The 15,227-nt window shown below is 64.1% G+C and carries 16 protein-coding genes and 1 pseudogene; 6 read left to right on the top strand and 11 right to left on the bottom strand.

Features of this window, described 5'->3' with window-relative positions:
* Positions 1 to 50: 50 nt before the first annotated feature.
* Positions 51 to 344 (bottom strand): hypothetical protein, encoded by a 294-nt coding sequence (locus tag NKI85_RS10060; protein WP_352523252.1) that lies wholly within the window; start codon positions 342 to 344, stop codon positions 51 to 53.
* 215 nt (positions 345 to 559) lie between these two features.
* On the opposite strand from NKI85_RS10060, the gene arr reads away from it, so the two are divergent.
* Positions 560 to 967, top strand: coding sequence for an NAD(+)--rifampin ADP-ribosyltransferase (gene arr, locus NKI85_RS10065; protein ID WP_502896062.1), 408 nt, complete (start codon positions 560 to 562; stop codon positions 965 to 967).
* A 132-nt stretch (positions 968 to 1,099) separates the two neighbouring features.
* Here the strand turns inward: arr and NKI85_RS10070 are convergent, their stop codons facing one another.
* From NKI85_RS10070 to NKI85_RS10080, 3 genes and pseudogenes are all read right to left on the bottom strand, one after another.
* Complete coding sequence (locus NKI85_RS10070; protein WP_352523255.1) at positions 1,100 to 2,410, bottom strand: hemolysin family protein; 1,311 nt, start codon at positions 2,408 to 2,410, stop codon at positions 1,100 to 1,102.
* A gap of 54 nt (positions 2,411 to 2,464) precedes the next feature.
* Positions 2,465 to 3,148 (bottom strand): LysR substrate-binding domain-containing protein, encoded by a 684-nt coding sequence (locus tag NKI85_RS10075; protein WP_352776689.1) that lies wholly within the window; start codon positions 3,146 to 3,148, stop codon positions 2,465 to 2,467.
* Between the two features lie 121 nt (positions 3,149 to 3,269).
* Positions 3,270 to 3,455, bottom strand: a pseudogene (locus NKI85_RS10080) (LysR family transcriptional regulator); the annotation flags it as partial.
* Positions 3,456 to 3,528: 73 nt separating this feature from the next.
* On the opposite strand from NKI85_RS10080, the gene NKI85_RS10085 reads away from it, so the two are divergent.
* Positions 3,529 to 4,551, top strand: a complete 1,023-nt coding sequence (locus NKI85_RS10085; RefSeq protein ID WP_352523258.1) for a zinc-dependent alcohol dehydrogenase family protein — start codon at positions 3,529 to 3,531, stop codon at positions 4,549 to 4,551.
* A gap of 33 nt (positions 4,552 to 4,584) precedes the next feature.
* Here the strand turns inward: NKI85_RS10085 and NKI85_RS10090 are convergent, their stop codons facing one another.
* The 4 genes from NKI85_RS10090 to NKI85_RS10105 all read right to left on the bottom strand — a co-directional run bounded on the left by NKI85_RS10090 (position 4,585) and on the right by NKI85_RS10105 (position 8,092).
* Positions 4,585 to 5,292 (bottom strand): LssY C-terminal domain-containing protein, encoded by a 708-nt coding sequence (locus tag NKI85_RS10090; RefSeq protein WP_352523260.1) that lies wholly within the window; start codon positions 5,290 to 5,292, stop codon positions 4,585 to 4,587.
* A 353-nt stretch (positions 5,293 to 5,645) separates the two neighbouring features.
* The gene (locus NKI85_RS10095) at positions 5,646 to 6,485 is read right to left on the bottom strand and encodes an extensin-like domain-containing protein (protein ID WP_352776690.1); all 840 of its coding nucleotides are present in this window, start codon (positions 6,483 to 6,485) and stop codon (positions 5,646 to 5,648) included.
* Between the two features lie 118 nt (positions 6,486 to 6,603).
* Entirely contained in the window at positions 6,604 to 7,554 is a 951-nt protein-coding gene (locus tag NKI85_RS10100; protein ID WP_352776691.1) for an extensin-like domain-containing protein, read from the bottom strand.
* Positions 7,555 to 7,666: 112 nt separating this feature from the next.
* A complete protein-coding gene (locus tag NKI85_RS10105) occupies positions 7,667 to 8,092 on the bottom strand; it encodes a DUF3775 domain-containing protein (RefSeq protein WP_352523265.1) in 426 nt (141 codons plus the stop codon).
* Between the two features lie 217 nt (positions 8,093 to 8,309).
* Between NKI85_RS10105 and NKI85_RS10110 the strand changes: the two genes are divergently transcribed.
* Both NKI85_RS10110 and greA read left to right on the top strand, forming a co-directional pair.
* Positions 8,310 to 8,867, top strand: coding sequence for a tetratricopeptide repeat protein (locus NKI85_RS10110; RefSeq protein ID WP_352523266.1), 558 nt, complete (start codon positions 8,310 to 8,312; stop codon positions 8,865 to 8,867).
* A 323-nt stretch (positions 8,868 to 9,190) separates the two neighbouring features.
* Positions 9,191 to 9,664 carry a transcription elongation factor GreA gene (gene greA / locus NKI85_RS10115; RefSeq protein ID WP_023719113.1) on the top strand — a complete coding sequence of 158 codons (474 nt, stop codon included), beginning with the start codon at positions 9,191 to 9,193 and terminating at the stop codon, positions 9,662 to 9,664.
* A 220-nt stretch (positions 9,665 to 9,884) separates the two neighbouring features.
* Here greA and waaC read toward each other — a convergent pair whose 3' ends face one another.
* Genes waaC through rfaD form a run of 3 tightly spaced genes read right to left on the bottom strand, consistent with a single transcriptional unit; the run spans position 9,885 to position 12,801 of the window.
* A complete protein-coding gene (gene waaC, locus NKI85_RS10120) occupies positions 9,885 to 10,874 on the bottom strand; it encodes a lipopolysaccharide heptosyltransferase I (RefSeq protein WP_352523267.1) in 990 nt (329 codons plus the stop codon).
* Complete coding sequence (gene waaF / locus NKI85_RS10125; RefSeq protein WP_352523268.1) at positions 10,871 to 11,878, bottom strand: lipopolysaccharide heptosyltransferase II; 1,008 nt, start codon at positions 11,876 to 11,878, stop codon at positions 10,871 to 10,873. The genes waaC and waaF overlap by 4 nt, the downstream gene beginning before the upstream one ends.
* A complete protein-coding gene (rfaD, locus tag NKI85_RS10130; protein WP_352523269.1) occupies positions 11,851 to 12,801 on the bottom strand; it encodes an ADP-glyceromanno-heptose 6-epimerase in 951 nt (316 codons plus the stop codon). Before rfaD ends, waaF begins: the two co-directional genes overlap by 28 nt.
* 175 nt (positions 12,802 to 12,976) lie before the next feature.
* Between rfaD and NKI85_RS10135 the strand changes: the two genes are divergently transcribed.
* Positions 12,977 to 13,609: a LysE family translocator gene (locus tag NKI85_RS10135; RefSeq protein ID WP_352523270.1), complete on the top strand. Its 633-nt coding sequence runs from the start codon at positions 12,977 to 12,979 to the stop codon at positions 13,607 to 13,609.
* A 139-nt stretch (positions 13,610 to 13,748) separates the two neighbouring features.
* Positions 13,749 to 15,227, top strand: a complete 1,479-nt coding sequence (rfaE1, locus tag NKI85_RS10140) for a D-glycero-beta-D-manno-heptose-7-phosphate kinase (RefSeq protein ID WP_352523271.1) — start codon at positions 13,749 to 13,751, stop codon at positions 15,225 to 15,227.

Here is a 15,227-nt window from a genome sequence, read left to right on the forward strand (position 1 = left end):
CCCCGGCGAGTGGATGCAGGACCGGCTATTTTGCGAGGGACCGAGCCGCGTCAGCTTTGCCCAAGAAGTGCACGCGCCAACTCTTCCCATTCCTCGTCAAGCGTTGAGGTCGACGGCGCGGCGTTGCTGCGGCGATACCAATATTCCGCATTCGACTGGTCGCCTTCCTTGCGATGGAGGTAGGCATGCACGTGCATGCCCGCCGTATCGTCGCGCTGCTGCGCGCATTCGTGCGCCTTAGCCCAATCGCCCTTTGCATCCCACCACAGCGCCTGCAGGGCAGGGCTCAAGCCGGCTGGTGGCTGTGGTTTTGCAATCGAATCCCTGAAGGTTTGCAGATCCATTTTTCCACCGTGGTGACATGCAGAGCGCCGATAATAGCCGCACCGGCAGCCGACCGATAGCGTGCATTGGGCGGGATGACTGGAATGGGTGTCAGGAGCGCTGAGAGCGGACGTCCGATAACCGCACGGCCAGACGCTTGATTCGGTGACGTGCATGAAATAGTGCGCACCACGACACCATGACGCTTGAGACAACGAGGATGAGTAGCGAGCCGATGACAGCCTCCGACAACCCGCGCCAATTCTACCACGGCACCCGGGCCGACCTTAAACCGGGAGACCTGATCGAAGCCGGCTACAGTTCCAATTACGGCGCGCGAAAGCAGGCGGCCTGGGTCTATCTGAGTGGCACTCTGGATGCGGCCATCTGGGGTGCCGAGCTGGCCACTGGTGACGGACGGGAAAGGATCTACATCGTCGAGCCAACCGGCCCGATCATGGACGACCCAAACCTTACCGACAAGAAATTCCCCGGCAATCCGACGCAGTCCTATCGCGCCCGCGAGCCGCTCAGGATCACCGGCGAGGTCACCGAGTGGCAGGGCCACTCCCCCGAGCGGCTGAAGGAGATGAAGGATCATCTCGAACGCCTGAAGGCGCAAGGCATCGAGGCGATCGATTGAATTGCCAAGCTTGGCCTTGGCGTACGGTCGGCGGCAATCGCATTTCTGCGTCGCAGCCGCGCGAAAAATACGGCTCCACGTCCGCAATTGGGTCAAGAGCTGACATTCGAACAGCCCACCCCGCACCGCGTCTTACCGCACCACCTCGCGGTGGCCGCCGGGCAGGCGGGTGGCGATGAGCTTGTCGATGCGGCGGCCGTCGAGGTCGACCACCTCGAAGCGCCAGCCTTGCGCGTCGACGCATTCGCCGGTCGCCGGCAGATGGTGCATATGCGACAGCACATAGCCGGCGACGGTTTCGTAGTCGCGGTTCTCGGGCAGGTCGATGCCGAGAACCTCCGCCATCTCGTCGGCCTGCATGTAGCCGGCGAGCAGCCATGAGCCGTCCTCGCGCTTGACGGCGTTTTCCTCTTCGCCGGCGTCGAGGTCCGAACGGAAGACGCCGGTGATCGCCTCCAGTATGTCGGCCGGGGTGACGATGCCTTCGAAATGGCCGTATTCGTCATGCACCAGCGCCATCGGCACGTCGGATTCCTTCAGCGTCGCAAGCACGTCCAGCGCGTCGGCTTGGTCATGCACGATCGGCGCGGCGCGCACGTGCCGGCGCGGGTCCAGCGCGCGGCCGCCCAGCATCGCCGCCAGCACGTCGCGGGTCTGGACGACGCCGATCATGGCGTCGACGCCGCCGTCGCCGGCCGGCAGGCGCGAATGCTGGGTTTCCATCAACAGCTTCCTGATGGTCGCCTCGTCGGATTGCAAATTGATCCAGTCGACCTCGGTGCGTGGCGTCATCACCGCACGCACGGCACGATCACCGAGCCGCATGACGCCCGCGATCATGCGCCGTTCGTCGGATTCGATGGTGCCATGGTGCTCGGCTTCGGCGACCAGCATCTTGATCTCCTCGTCGGTGACCTTCTCCTCGCTCTGGCCGCGCTGGCCAAGCAGCCACAGGAGGGCACGGCCGGAAAAATCGAGCAGGAAGACCAGCGGCGCCGAGACGCTGGCGAGGATTGTCATCGCCGGGGCGACCCTGACGGCGACCCGTTCGGGGTCGCGCAATGCGATCTGCTTGGGCACCAGTTCGCCGATGATCAGCGAGCCATAGGTGATGACAGCGACGACGATGCCGACGCCGAGGGGATCGGCGAGGCTTTCGCGGACGCCGGCCGACGCCAGGAAGGTAGCCAGCCGCTGGCCGAGCGTGGCGCCGGAAAAGGCGCCGGACAAAACGCCCACCAAAGTGATGCCGATCTGCACCGAGGACAGGAACTTTCCCGGATTGGCGCCGAGCGCCAGAGCCCGGCCGGCACCCTTGACATTGCGGTCGATCATCGCTTTGAGCCGGGCCGGCCGCGACGAGACGATAGCGAGCTCGGACATCGACAGAAGGCCGTTCACGCAGATGAGGACGACCACGATGGCAATTTCAGCATAAAGCATGCCGGGTCCATAGCATTGCCGCGCGGTTTTCGAAAATAGGACGGCCGCGATTTTTCAAGATAGCGCGCGGAGCTGATCTCCGACATCCCAAGGCGGCGCGGAAAAATGCTCGATCAGGGTGTCGACGACGACGCGGACTTTCGGCGCGAGGTTGCGCGTCACCGGCCAGATGGCATGCACCACGGCGTTCTCGACAAGACAGTCCGACAGAACCATTTCGAGTTCGCCGCGCCTGACGCTATCGGCCGTCAGCCATGTCGGCAGAAAGACGATGCCGCAGGCCGCCAGTGCTGCATCGAGCATCGGTTCGCCGTGACCGAGCACCAGCCGCGCCTTGGGCGCGAACTTTTCGAGACGGCCGTCGGCATGCCTGATGGTCCAGGGATGGACCGTGCCGTCGCGGCCGTAGCCGATGAGGCTGTGCCTGGCGATCTCCTCGATCGATCGCGGCCTGCCATGTGCATTGAGATAGGCGGGGGCGGCGACGATGCCCGAGCGCTGGGCATAGATGCGGCGCGCGGCGATGGAAAGGCTGTCGTCGAGGTCGCCCATACGCACCGCCAGGTCAATGCCTTCCTCGATCAGGTCGACGCGCCGGTCGTTGAACGAGATTTCCATCGTCAGGTCCGGGAATTTTTTGGAAATGTCGAACAGCAGCGGGGCGACGCATCGCCGGCCGAAGGCCAAAGGCAGGTCGACGCGCAGCCGCCCGGAAGGCACCTGCTTGCGCGATGCCAACAGCGACCGGGCGGCTTCGATCTCGGCCAGCGCCCTGACGCAGCCCTTCGTAATAGCTCAAGCCCTCGCTGGTCGGGCTCAGGCTGCGGGTGGTGCGGTTGAGCAGGCGAACGCCCAATCGCTGTTCCAACTGCGCGATCGATTTGCCGACCGCCGATTTGGTGACATGCAGCCGGACAGCGGCGCCGGTGAAGCTGCCGGCCTCCACCGTATGAACGAATGCGACGATGCCTTGCAGGTTGGCCGATTCCAATGAAGCTCTCCTATTGTAGAGTTTTGTTCCTAAATTTGTTGCGGAACATGCCACATGGAAGCACTTTTCTCGATAGTGAAACGGCGTAAATATCTGGCGCAGCCATCAACAGCGGAGCGCGAACCGAATGAGCACCGAAAACAACACGTCCTGGGAGATGAACGGTTTCGGCCTGTCCAGGATGAAGCCGGCTAAGGGAAAGGTGCCCCAACCCGGGCCACATGACCTTCTGGTACGCGTCACAGCGGTATCTTTGAACTACAAGGACAGGATGATCGTCGATGGCGTGCTGATGCCGGACCTCACCTTTCCGTTCGTGCCGACATCGGACGCGGTGGGCGAGGTGGTGGCCACCGGCGGCGAAGTCAGCCGCTTCCGGGTCGGGCAGCGCGTGCTCGGCCAGGTGATCGCCGACTGGCCGGACGGCGGCGCACCGCCGGTGCTGCACAAGCATACGTTGGGATCGTCACTGCCCGGCACGCTGTCCGAGCATGTGCTTTTTCATGAAGATGCCGCCGTGGCGGCGCCGCCGTCGTTCAGCGATGTCGAGGCGTCGACGCTGCCGATCGCGGCGCTGACGGCGTGGTTCGCGCTGGTCGAGGCGGCCAAGCCGATCCCGGGCGAGACCGTTCTCATCCAGGGCACCGGCGGCGTGTCGCTATTTGCGCTGCAGTTCGCCGCCGCCTTCGGCCTGCGCGCCATCGTCACCTCGAGCAGCGACGAGAAGCTCGAACGGGCGAAGGCGCTCGGCGCCTGGCAAGCGATAAACTATCGCAGCCATCCGGCATGGGACGAGGTCGCCCGCGAGTTGACAGACGGCACCGGCGTCAGGCACGTGCTGGAAATGGTCGGCGGCGACAATGCGCGGCGCTCGCTCAATGCGCTCGGCGCCGACGGCCGGATGTCGGTGATAGGCCTTCTGGGCAGCATGGAACTCAGTTTCCCGATCATTCCGTTCCTGCGCAACCGGATCGTCGTACAGGGCATATCGATCGGCCATCGACGCGCCTTCGAGCGGATGAACCAGGCGATCGAGACGCTCGCGATCAAGCCAGTGATCGACAAGGTCTTCGGCTTCGACGAGGTGCCGCAGGCATTCGAGCGGTTGGAGACGGGACCGTTCGGCAAGATCGTGATCACCGTGCCCTGACCCCGTCGGGACGAAGGCTGTCATACGGCGCGCCTACGGCAGTTGCAGCAGGATGCCGAGGATGACCTTGCCGTCGGTGAAATAGGGATCGCCTTCGCCGTTGCGCCCGGTCTTTGTGGCGCCGACACCTGGTATCTCGCTGGTCGAGATCAGCATGCCGGCGGCGGCGAGGTCGCGCATCAACCCATCGCGCTCGGCGTCGATGTCGGGGCCGATGTGATGGGTGATCGCGCCGGTATCGTGGCTGAGGCCGACGCCACGATCGAAGCTGGCCGAGCCCAGCCAAAGCGGCCGGCCGTCGTCGCCGGTCGCATCGGTCTGCCAGAAGCGGACGTGGTGGCGCCGGTCGGCGCTGTCGCCGACCGGCTTTTCGAAGGCGAAGTCCTGGGCGCGACCTTCGAACAACAGCCGGCTGACCGGCGCGTCGGGATAGGGGCGGCCGAACAGCACGCTTTCGCCGATCTCGATCGCGGTCTTCAGCGTGATTGCGTCTGCCGTATCCCAGCCGGCGACGGCAAAAGCATGGACAAGCTCCTTCTTCGTGCCGACGAGGCCGACATTGATCGGATCGCCCGGAATGCCTTGCGGCGTATGCGTCACCATCTCGAATTGGCGGCTGCGAAAATTGCGGTCCCGCAACGTCCAGAACTCGGGCGCGGCGAAATAGGCGAGCGATAGATAGGCGGCACAGCATGCCACCAGCCAGGTCGTTGCGCGTCGTCGAAGGCTTCGTTTGCTCATGCGAAAACTTAGCGCCTAAGTGTATCTGGCTAGAGCTTACCACGCCTTCGTCATCCTCGGGCGGAGCAGGAGCGAAGCGACGTCGCGGAGACCCAAGGATCCATGCCATGAGGTGGAACGAAGTGCGCAACGGTCCAGAAAACGGGCATTGTCCTTATTGTTCTTTGCCATCCGGACAAAGGACGGCTTCACCGCCATTGTCGTCGTCTTCACAAAAATCCCAGCTTCCGCACCGCAGCGACGCTCGCCGGTCACGGGCATGGATTCTCGGGTCTGCGCGCTTCGCTTCGCTCACGCTCCGCCCAAGGATGACCAAGGGATATATGGTTTCGGCCAATCTGAAAGACTGCCAATCAGCGGCAGGCGCGATAGCCGTTCTTGCGGTTCTTGATGTCGAAATGGAAATGGTTGCGGTGGTCGTAATTATAGCCGGGGCCGAGCACGGTGGTGAAATATTGGCAGCCGTCGGCGCGCACATTGTTGAGGAAGCCGCGAGTGCGGAAGGCGAACAGGCCGGGCTTGCGGACGTCGATGTCGTCGCCATTGTTGAGCTCGATGCTCATCACGTCGAGCGCATTGCCCTTGCCGTGTTCCGACAACACGCCTTCGCCGGCGATCCTGCGGCAGGAATAGCTCGAGCCCTGGTGGATGGTCTTGACGCCTGAAAAATAGCGCCAGCGGGCCGACGGGACGAGTTCGTTCCTGGTCCAGCCGGCGAAAGTGGCGGCCATGTCGCAGGTCAGCGTCGCGGCCGGCTTCATCTCGACGCTGCCGATGGCCGAGATCTTGACGGGATAATCGATGCCGCACTGGCCTTCATGGATCGGCGCAATGTCGGTGTAGACGACACCGAGGCGTTTCAGTTCCTTTCGGCAATCGATCTCGGTGGCCGGCATCTGTTCGGCCGGCGACATCGGGTCGCCCATGCGCGGATAGGCGGCCGTCAGGTAGGGGTTGGATGGGACGAGGCGCTGCATGCCGGAATATTCTGGGCCGGAACTTTGTGGGCCGGAAGTTTGCGGGACGGCAGCGGTCTGGCTGCCGACATCGACGGCCGGCTGCAGCGACAGCACGCTGCTGGTATTGCAGGCGGAGACCCCCGCAATGGCAAGCATGGCGGCAAGCCTGCCGGCCATACGCGCGCGCCTTGTTTGCCGCGCGGCGGCAAGCGCAGCGCGAAATATTCCGGCCATCGGCAGGTATCCTGTCCCCAGATGGCACAGAGTTTAATCGCCAAGGGTAAAGGAAAAATCAGCGGCGCCGTTCACGCCTGCGGCCAAATTGCGGCGCCCGATGTCGGCGGGCTCGATGTCACTGGCAAAACGTACCGCCGTTGCGGCGCGGTTCGAGGTCGACGTGGAGATGCAGCGAATGATCGGCATCGCTGCCAGGGCCAAGCACGGTTTTGAACGGTCCGCAGGCCGCCTTGCGCACCGTGTCCAGAAATTTCGCGTCCTTCTGCGGCGGCGCCGGGCCGACATCGATCTCCTTCCCGTCCGAAAGCTTGAAGCTGGCGATATCGAGCGCATTGCCGAAGGCGTGCTCCGATAGTTTGCCGCCGGCGTGGCGCGGCCGGCAGACGAAGGCGGAGGCCTGGCCGATCGATTTGAGATCCTCGCCAAACTCCGCCTTGGCCGCGGGCTGGATGACGGCAGCGGCAAAGCGCGCGGTGGCCTCGGCCATTTGGCAATTCAGCTCGGTTTTGGGGCCGATGGCGATGGATTTGCCGAGCGTCTTCAGCACGATCGGGTAGGGGATAGAGCAACCGACCGCCGCATCCTGCTCGGGCTTGCGCTCCTCGAAATCGACGCCCATCGACTTCAGCCGCCTGCGGCAGGCCAACTCCTCGTCCGGCATTTCTTTATCGGCAATAGCCGCCGATCGAGGATCTGGAAGGATTTTTTTCTCCTCCTTTTTGTCCTCGGCTTCGGTCGGGTTTTGTGGCGCGACCGGTGCGCTTGCCAGCGGCACTGACTGTGCCGGCTTTTCAGGAGGTAGTGGTGCGATCGCCGGCGGCTCAGGCTGCTCGGTCTTGGATTGGCCGTTTTGGGATTGGCCGTTTTGCGGCTGCCCGTTTTGCGGCTGCTCGATTTGGGGCTGCTCGGCCTCTGCGGCCGGGCGCGGTTCGGGGACCGGGATGTCGGCCGGCGATGGCGGGGTGGCTTCCTGGTTGAACTCGGGAACGGGTGCAGTTTGCGGTAGTTTGGGCGCCTCGGCCGATACGGACCCGGCCAGCAGCGACGCCGCCGCAACGGCGAGCATCAGTCTGCACAATCTGGAAAAACCAAACGCCGCCATCAGCTCGCAACGGCCAGCGTGCAGGGAAGTTGCTTTGGGCGAGGGGCGCTGCCGATCACAATCGGTAACCGCGCTGTCATGCGCCGATCGCTTCAAGGCCCTCCTCGAGCCAGTCCGCCAGCAGCGGCATGCCGAGCAGATATTTTGCGGTGCGCTTGTTGGCGCGCTCGCGGGCGGCGGTCAGCGCGTCCGTCCATTCCGTCGCGTCATAGTCGCCGCGCCCGACCCAGGCCAGCGCAATCAGCTCGGCCGCTTCGTCGACATTGAGGTCGTCGATCAGCTCGCGCAGTTCTTCCTCGGTGAGATTTTCGGAGCTTTCCTCGGCAAGGCCGTCATGATGGTGGTTGTCGTGCGCGTTGCCGTCGAGCTCTATCTCGTGCTCGGCGCCGTCGGCATAGTCTTCGTTGACGGCGGCGCTGAGCGCCTTCGCCTTGAGGATGAACAGGCGCACGGTATCGGGACCGATCGAAAGCTCCCATTCCCGTTCAAGGCGTTGCTGCACCGGCGCTCTCCCTACTTCGTGCTCGGTTTGCCGGATGATAGCGGATTTGCAGCGCTCGTCACGTCATCTTGCGCGTCGGCGTTAATCGTTGAAGCATGATTTCCGATGCCGTGCGTTCCTGGGATGGATGGCGTTTGTAGGATAGGATGACATTTCCGGGACGAAACGGCTTTGGCCCGGCGTTAATGTTGCATTGTCAGGTTCAAAGGAGACTTCGATGCGCAGACGACTGCTGATTCAGGTCATGGCTATCGCCGCCCTGCCGCTGTTTGTGGCCCCGGCGTTTTCGGCTGGTGAGGGTGGGGGAGGTGGCGGCGGCGGAGGCGGAGGCAATGGCGGCAGCCAGACCCAGTGCAAGAAGGGGGAGGTCTGGGACAAGAAGCAGAAGAAATGCGTCTCGCCGAAGCAAGGCATGCTGGACGACGACAGCATCTATGATGCCGGTCACGATCTGGCGATGGCCGGGCGCTATGACGAGGCGATCGCCGTGCTCAGCCTCGCCGCCAACAAGCAGGATCCGCGCATCCTCAATTATCTCGGCTATTCGCACCGCCATTCCGGCCGCGTCACCGTCGGCCTCGGCTATTACGAGGAAGCGCTGCGCATCGACCCGAATTACACGCTGGTGCGCGAATATCTCGGCGAGGCGCACCTGCAGATCGGCGATCTTGCCGGCGCCCAGGAACAGCTCCGCGAGATCGAGAAGCGCGCGGGCAAGGGATCACGCGAATACGGCATGCTGTCGGAGCAGATCGATCATTTCATGAGGAGTTGATTCGACCCCCGAAACGCTCCTCATAACCGGCTGTGAGCAATCGCAGCCGGTTTTTTGCTGGGCTGCACATGTTGGCCCCCAACCGGGATTTGGCATCACGGTAATGTTGGAAGCGCCGCTTGACGTTGGGTCAACCGTGCCATCGGTGGATGATTTTTCAAAAACCGACTTTTTGGACGTGAAAAACCCGCGAAGATTGCTATATCTTGCGAAATTGTGGTGAGACGGTTCCGTTAGCCCGAGGCTGCCGGACCGTTTTCTTTTTGTACCATCGACAAGGTCGCTCCCGATTGCGGGGGCGGCGGCAGGAAAGGTCAGGCATTATGAACAAGGTCCCGATGACAGGCGAGGGGTTCGCGTCATTGAAGGAAGAACTGCGCTGGCGCCAGCAACAGGAGCGGCCGCGTATCATCGAGGCGATTTCCGAAGCGCGCTCGCATGGCGACCTCTCCGAAAATGCCGAATATCACGCGGCAAAAGAGGCACAGAGCCTCAATGAGGGCCGGGTCAACGAACTCGAGGACCTGATCGCGCGAGCCGAGGTGATCGACGTCACCAAGCTCAGCGGCGACAAGGTCAAGTTCGGCGCCACCGTGGTGCTGGTCGACGAGGATACCGAGGAGAAAAAGACCTACCAGATTGTCGGCGACCAGGAAGCGGACGTGAAGTCCGGCCGCATCTCGATTTCGTCGCCGATCGCGCGCGCCCTGATCGGCAAGGAAGTCGGCGACGCCATCGAGGTCAACGCACCGGGCGGCGCGCGCGGGTATGAGATCGTCCAGGTGCAGTTCATTTAAGGGCGCCTTTAATTCCATCAGCTAGCGCTGCCCCTCATCGCCCTGCCGGGCACTTCTCCCCGTATAGTGACGGGGAGAAGGGGCTGGCCGCAACGTCGGTGCTGTTTCTGCAACGTTGCTGATTGGCGAAATCCTCGGTGAAGGCGTCCTTCTCCCCGTCCCTATACATACGGGGAGAAGATGGCGGCAGCCAGATGAGGGGCAGCGCTAATCTTGCCGGTCAGCCCCTACCAACATTGATCGGACCAGTCTCCCGAAGCGCCAGCAACCTTTCGGCTTCCGCCACTACCTCCGCCGGCGTGACGATGCGCCCAGGCGCGGCCAGGAGCGTCGATGAGAATGGTCCGCGCGGGCCGGTCAGGCCGGGCTCGGTGGCGAGGAATACCGCCACCGTCGGCAGGCCGAAAGCGCTGGCGAGATGGGTGAGGCCGGTGTCGGCGCCGATGACCAGCGTCGAGCCGCCGATGACGGCGACGATCTCGGCAAGCGGCGACCTGGGAACCACCACGGTTTGCGAAACGGCGCCGGCGATCGCTTCGGCAACCGCCTGTTCCCGGTCGTCCGACCAGGTGGTGACCGGCGTCATTCCCTTGTCCACCAGCAGGCGAGCGGTTTCGATCCAGTCACCGACCGGCCATTTCTTGTCCTCGCGGCTGGTGCCGTGCAGCAGGAAGGCTGTCTTTTCACCGGCAAAAGTCGATCTTGCGGCCGGCGGCGCGATGCCGGAGTCAAGCCGGGAAAAATCCGGCTCGTAGCCGAGCGCCAGCCCGAACAGCCGTCTCGTGCGCTCGATGGCGTGCAGGCCGCGCGGCACGGCGTAGCGATGGCCATAAAACAGGCTCGCCGAAGGCTCGCGGGCGCTCGAACGGTCGAAACCGGCGATCGGCGCTGCCGCCAGCCGCGCCACCAGCGCCGATTTCAGCAGGCCTTGCGCATCGAGAACGAGGTCGTAGCGACAATCGCGCAAGGCGCGGCGCAAGCCGATCACTTCCTGCCATGTGCCGGGCTGAAGCAGCTTCCTGCGCCAGCGCCGGATCGCCACGCTGTGGATGGTTTGGATGGCTGGATGCAAGGCGACGATGCCGGCAAAGGCCTCTTCCACGCACCAGTCGAAGGAGATATCCGGTCGGCCGCGGCGCGCATCCTTGACTGCCGGAAAGGTGTGGATGACGTCGCCCATGGACGATGTCTTGACGATCAGCACTTTCATGCGGCGGCCGGCATTTCCAGCAGCCGCTCCGCCGCCGCCACGACGCGTTCGACCTCCAGCGTCTTCAGGCAGTTGAGATGACCGAGCGGGCAGATTTTTTTGTGGCAGGGCGAACAGGACAGGCCGAGCCAGAGCAGTTCGCGGCGCTCGGCGAGCGGCGGCGTGTTCTGCGGCGAGGTCGAGCCGTAGACGGCGACGACCGGCGTGCCGACGGCGGCGGCGACATGCATCAGCCCGCTGTCGTTGGAGACGGCGAGCCTCGCCGCCGCGATCAGGTCGATGGCATCCTCGAGCCGCGTCTGGCCGGCAAGATCGACGGCGCCCGGAGCCAGCGCGGCGATTTCCGCCGTCACCCCAGCGTCGTTCTTCGATCCGAACAGTGCCACGCCAAACCCTTTCGCCATCATCTCGCGGGCGAGCCCGGCATAGTGTTCGCTCGGCCAGCGCTTGGCCGGGCCGAATTCGGCGCCGGGCATGAGCGCCACGAATTTCCCCGCCGTCAGCCCGAAACGGCCGAACAATGCCGCCTGGTTGGCTTGATCGACGGCAAGCTTCGGCGCCTGGAACGCGCCGCCCCGGGCAAGGCTGAAATAGGCCTGCGCGGTGCGCCGTTTCAGGCGATCGGGCAACGGCACGATGTCGGTCAGCAGCCCGTAGCGCATTTCCTTGAGATGGCCGACACGGCGTGGAATGCCGGCAAAGAACGGGATCAGCGCCGACTTCCAGCTTCCCGGCAGGACAAAGGCCATGTCGTAGCGGCCGCGCAGCAGGCGGCCGAAGCGCCTTCGGACGCGGAATTCGAACGCGCCGGATTGCAGCGGCAGGTCGATCTGCTGGCGGATTTCGGGCATGCGCTTGACCAGCGGCGCTGCCCAGGCCGGCGCCAGCACGTCGATGGCGGCATCCGGATGAAGCTCCCTCAGCGCCTGGAACAGGCACTGCGCCATCACCATGTCGCCCACCCAGCGTGGGCCGATCACGAGGATCGTTGGGCTTTCAGCCATTCGACATAGTCTCTGACGCCGGTTTCCACTGTGCGGAACTGGCCATTGTAACCGGCTGCGCGCAAGCGGGACATATCAGCTTGCGTAAAGCTCTGGTAGCTGCCCTTGAGGTGGTCGGGAAACTCGATGAATTCGATCTGGCCCTTACCGAGCGCCTCGATCACCGTCTCGGCAATGGCGCGGAACGGCTGGGCCTTGCCGGTGCCGCAGTTGAAAATGCCGCTCGAGCCGCGTTTCCATAGCCACAGATTGACGTCGGCGACATCGCCGACATGGATGAAGTCGCGGCTCTGCTCGCCGGGCCCGAAACCGTCATAGGCGCCGAACAGCTTCGGGTTTTCGCCGCGTTCGACCTGGTTGAACAAATGGAAGGCGACCGAGGCCATGGCGCCCTTATGCGCCTCGCGCGGCCCGTAGACGTTGAAATAACGCAGGCCCGCCACCGGCGGATGGTCGGTATCGAAAACGGTGCGGCGGACATAGTCGTCGAACAGCTTTTTCGAATAGGCATAGACGTTGAGCGGCCGTTCGCATTCCGGCTCCTCGCGGAACTCGGCGCCGCCGCCATAGACGGAAGCCGAGGAGGCATAGAGGAAGGGCACGCGCAGCGCCAGGCAGGCGTGCAGCAGCCGCTTCGAATAGGCGTAGTTGACCTCCATCATGAACTTGCCGTTCCATTCGGTGGTGGTCGAGCAGGCGCCCTGGTGGAAGACGGCCTCGATGCGGCCGAGGTCCCCGGCCTCCATCCGCGCCAGGAAATCGTCCTTGTCGAGATAATCGGCGATCTCGAGGTCGGCGAGGTTGGTGATCTTGTGGCCGTCGGTGAGGTCGTCGACGACGAGGATGTCGCTGAAACCGTCGGCGTTGAGCGCGGCGACGATGTTGGAACCGATCATGCCGGCGCCGCCCGTGACGATGATCATGAAAGCCTCTGGTATCTTGTGCCGATTGTAGCCCTTGTGGGATTCTGGCCTTATAGGGGAGGCGGGCCGGGCTGTCGACAAAGAGGTGGCGGGGCGGCCGGGTGAGCGCCATAGTGGCGCCGCAAAGGTCTCGTTTCAGTCGGCCTGCCGGCCGATCGGCGACAGGAGCAAGGTAATGCCGTCAACCGAACTGCTTGTCGCCTTTTTCGCCACCACGGCGATCTTCGCCTATATCCCCGGCCCGGCCATGCTCTATGCCGCCGCGCAAACCATGGCGCGCGGCCGCTGGTCCGGCCTGATGGCGGCGCTCGGCATCCATCTCGGCGGCTATGTGCATGTCTTCGCCGCCGCTGTCGGCCTGTCGGTGCTTTTCCATGCCGTGCCGGTGCTTTACATGGCGGTCAAGCTGGTGGGTGCGCTCTATCTGATCTGGCTCGGTGTTTCGCTGTTTCGCGCCAAGGCGCAAGGCGATGCCGTCTTGCCGGGAATTCAGCCGAAATCCGCCCGCCGTGCCTTTTTCGAGAGCGTTGCCGTCGAGGTGCTCAATCCCAAGACGGCGATTTTCTTCATGGCGTTCCTGCCGCAATTCATCGACGCCTCGGCAGCGTTTCCGGTCTGGCTGCAGTTCGTCGTGCTTGGAACGATCGTCAACCTGATGTTCTCGTCGGCCGACATCGTTTGCGTGGTGCTGGCCGGCGCGGTGATCGCCAGGCTGCGGCGCTCGAGCCGGGCGCAGCGCCTGATGCGACGCGCCGGCGGTGCGGTGCTCGTCGGGCTAGGCGTGCATGTCGCGTTGCAGAAAAGCTGACGGACTGTCTCGCCGCCGCGATCTGCCGCTGCCCTGCCGTTGCGTTGGCTGAAATTGCGGTATATCGGCATCGCCATGAATGGTCGGCCCTGCCAATCGAGTCTCCCTGTCACTGAAATCGGCTCTCCCGCGCGTTGACATGATCAAGCTGCCTCCTCCCGAACCTCTTCACCGCGCCATCTCGCGGTTCGGCAACGCCACCGTGCTGGTGGTCGGCGACTTAATCCTCGACCGTTTCGTCAATGGCGTGATCGAGCGCATTTCGCCGGAAGCGCCGATCCCCGTGCTGCACGGGCGCGGCGAAACGCTGGCGATGGGCGGCGCCGGCAATGTCGTCGCCAATATCGTTTCGCTCGGCGCTGCCGCGATACCGGTCTCGGTGATCGGCGCTGACGAGGCCGGCAAAAACCTCATGCGCATGCTCGGCGAATTTGGCGTCGACATCGGCGGGCTGGCACAGGATGCCGATCGCATGACCTCGTCCAAAAGCCGCTTCAGCGCGCTCAACCAGCAGGTGCTGCGTTTCGACGAAGAGGAAATCAAGCCTTTGGGCAATGCCGAGCGCGCGATGCTGGTCGGGCGCTTCCGCGAAGCGCTGGCGCGGGCCGACATCGTCATCCTGTCCGACTATGGCAAGGGCGTGCTGCTCGACGGCGTCGCCGGCGAGCTGATCTCGATCTGCCGCGCGGCGGGCAAGCCGGTGCTGGTCGATCCGAAAGGCAGCGATTATGCGCGCTACGCTGGCGCGACGGCAATCACGCCCAACCGCAAGGAGCTCGGCGAGGCGGTCGGCCGCGCAGTGTTCGCCGACGACGAGATCGAGGCGGCGGCGCGCCAGCTGATTTCGGCGCACGGTTTGGATTTCGTGGTCGCGACGCGCAGCGAAAAGGGCATGAGCGTCGTCGGTCCGGACGACGCCCGCCATGTCGCCACGCAAGCGCGCGAAGTGTTCGACGTTTCGGGCGCCGGCGACACGGTGATCGCGACATTCGCACTGTCGCTGGCAGCAGGCGCCGACCGCGTCATGGCCGGGTCCATCGCCAACGCCGCCGGCGGCGTGGTGGTGGGCAAGCGCGGCACCGCGCGGCTGACGATTGAGGAACTCACCGGTGCGCTGTTTCGCTCGCATGGTCCGGTTGCCCACAAGGATGCGATCCTCGATGCCGCCGCCGCAGCACGGCTGGTGGCGGCCTGGAAGGACGAGGGCTTGAGCGTCGGCTTCACCAATGGCTGTTTCGACATCCTGCATGCCGGCCATGTCAGCCTGTTGCATGCGGCGCGCAGCCAATGCGACCGGCTGGTGCTCGGCCTCAACAGCGACGCCTCGGTGCGCCGGCTGAAAGGGCCGGGGCGCCCGGTCAACGACCAGCATGACCGCGCCTGCGTGCTGGCCGCGCTAGCCTCGGTCGACGCCGTTGTCATCTTCGAGGAGGATACGCCGCTTTCGCTGATCGAAGCGCTGAGCCCCGACATACTGGTCAAGGGCGCCGACTATACGGTCGATCAGGTGGTCGGCGCCGATGTGGTGCAGAAGGCGGGCGGGCGCGTCGTGCTGGTCGACCTCGTCGCCGGCAAAAGCACGACCGGCACCATCGGCAGATTGCGCGCCGGCAACTGA

Origin of the sequence: Mesorhizobium sp. M0571, from assembly GCF_040320985.1 — a bacterium.
GTDB lineage: Bacteria > Pseudomonadota > Alphaproteobacteria > Rhizobiales > Rhizobiaceae > Mesorhizobium.

Bases quoted from the DNA above. Each gene is read 5' to 3' on its own strand.
- NKI85_RS10060 (WP_352523252.1), bottom strand. From the start codon at position 344: ATGGATCTGCAAACCTTCAGGGATTCGATTGCAAAACCACAGCCACCA.
- arr (WP_502896062.1), top strand. From the start codon at position 560: ATGACAGCCTCCGACAACCCGCGCCAATTCTACCACGGCACCCGGGCC.
- NKI85_RS10070 (WP_352523255.1), bottom strand. From the start codon at position 2,410: ATGCTTTATGCTGAAATTGCCATCGTGGTCGTCCTCATCTGCGTGAAC.
- NKI85_RS10085 (WP_352523258.1), top strand. From the start codon at position 3,529: ATGAGCACCGAAAACAACACGTCCTGGGAGATGAACGGTTTCGGCCTG.
- NKI85_RS10090 (WP_352523260.1), bottom strand. From the start codon at position 5,292: ATGAGCAAACGAAGCCTTCGACGACGCGCAACGACCTGGCTGGTGGCA.
- NKI85_RS10095 (WP_352776690.1), bottom strand. From the start codon at position 6,485: ATGGCCGGAATATTTCGCGCTGCGCTTGCCGCCGCGCGGCAAACAAGG.
- NKI85_RS10100 (WP_352776691.1), bottom strand. From the start codon at position 7,554: ATGCTCGCCGTTGCGGCGGCGTCGCTGCTGGCCGGGTCCGTATCGGCC.
- NKI85_RS10110 (WP_352523266.1), top strand. From the start codon at position 8,310: ATGCGCAGACGACTGCTGATTCAGGTCATGGCTATCGCCGCCCTGCCG.
- greA (WP_023719113.1), top strand. From the start codon at position 9,191: ATGAACAAGGTCCCGATGACAGGCGAGGGGTTCGCGTCATTGAAGGAA.
- waaC (WP_352523267.1), bottom strand. From the start codon at position 10,874: ATGAAAGTGCTGATCGTCAAGACATCGTCCATGGGCGACGTCATCCAC.
- waaF (WP_352523268.1), bottom strand. From the start codon at position 11,878: ATGGCTGAAAGCCCAACGATCCTCGTGATCGGCCCACGCTGGGTGGGC.
- rfaD (WP_352523269.1), bottom strand. From the start codon at position 12,801: ATGATCATCGTCACGGGCGGCGCCGGCATGATCGGTTCCAACATCGTC.
- NKI85_RS10135 (WP_352523270.1), top strand. From the start codon at position 12,977: ATGCCGTCAACCGAACTGCTTGTCGCCTTTTTCGCCACCACGGCGATC.
- rfaE1 (WP_352523271.1), top strand. From the start codon at position 13,749: ATGATCAAGCTGCCTCCTCCCGAACCTCTTCACCGCGCCATCTCGCGG.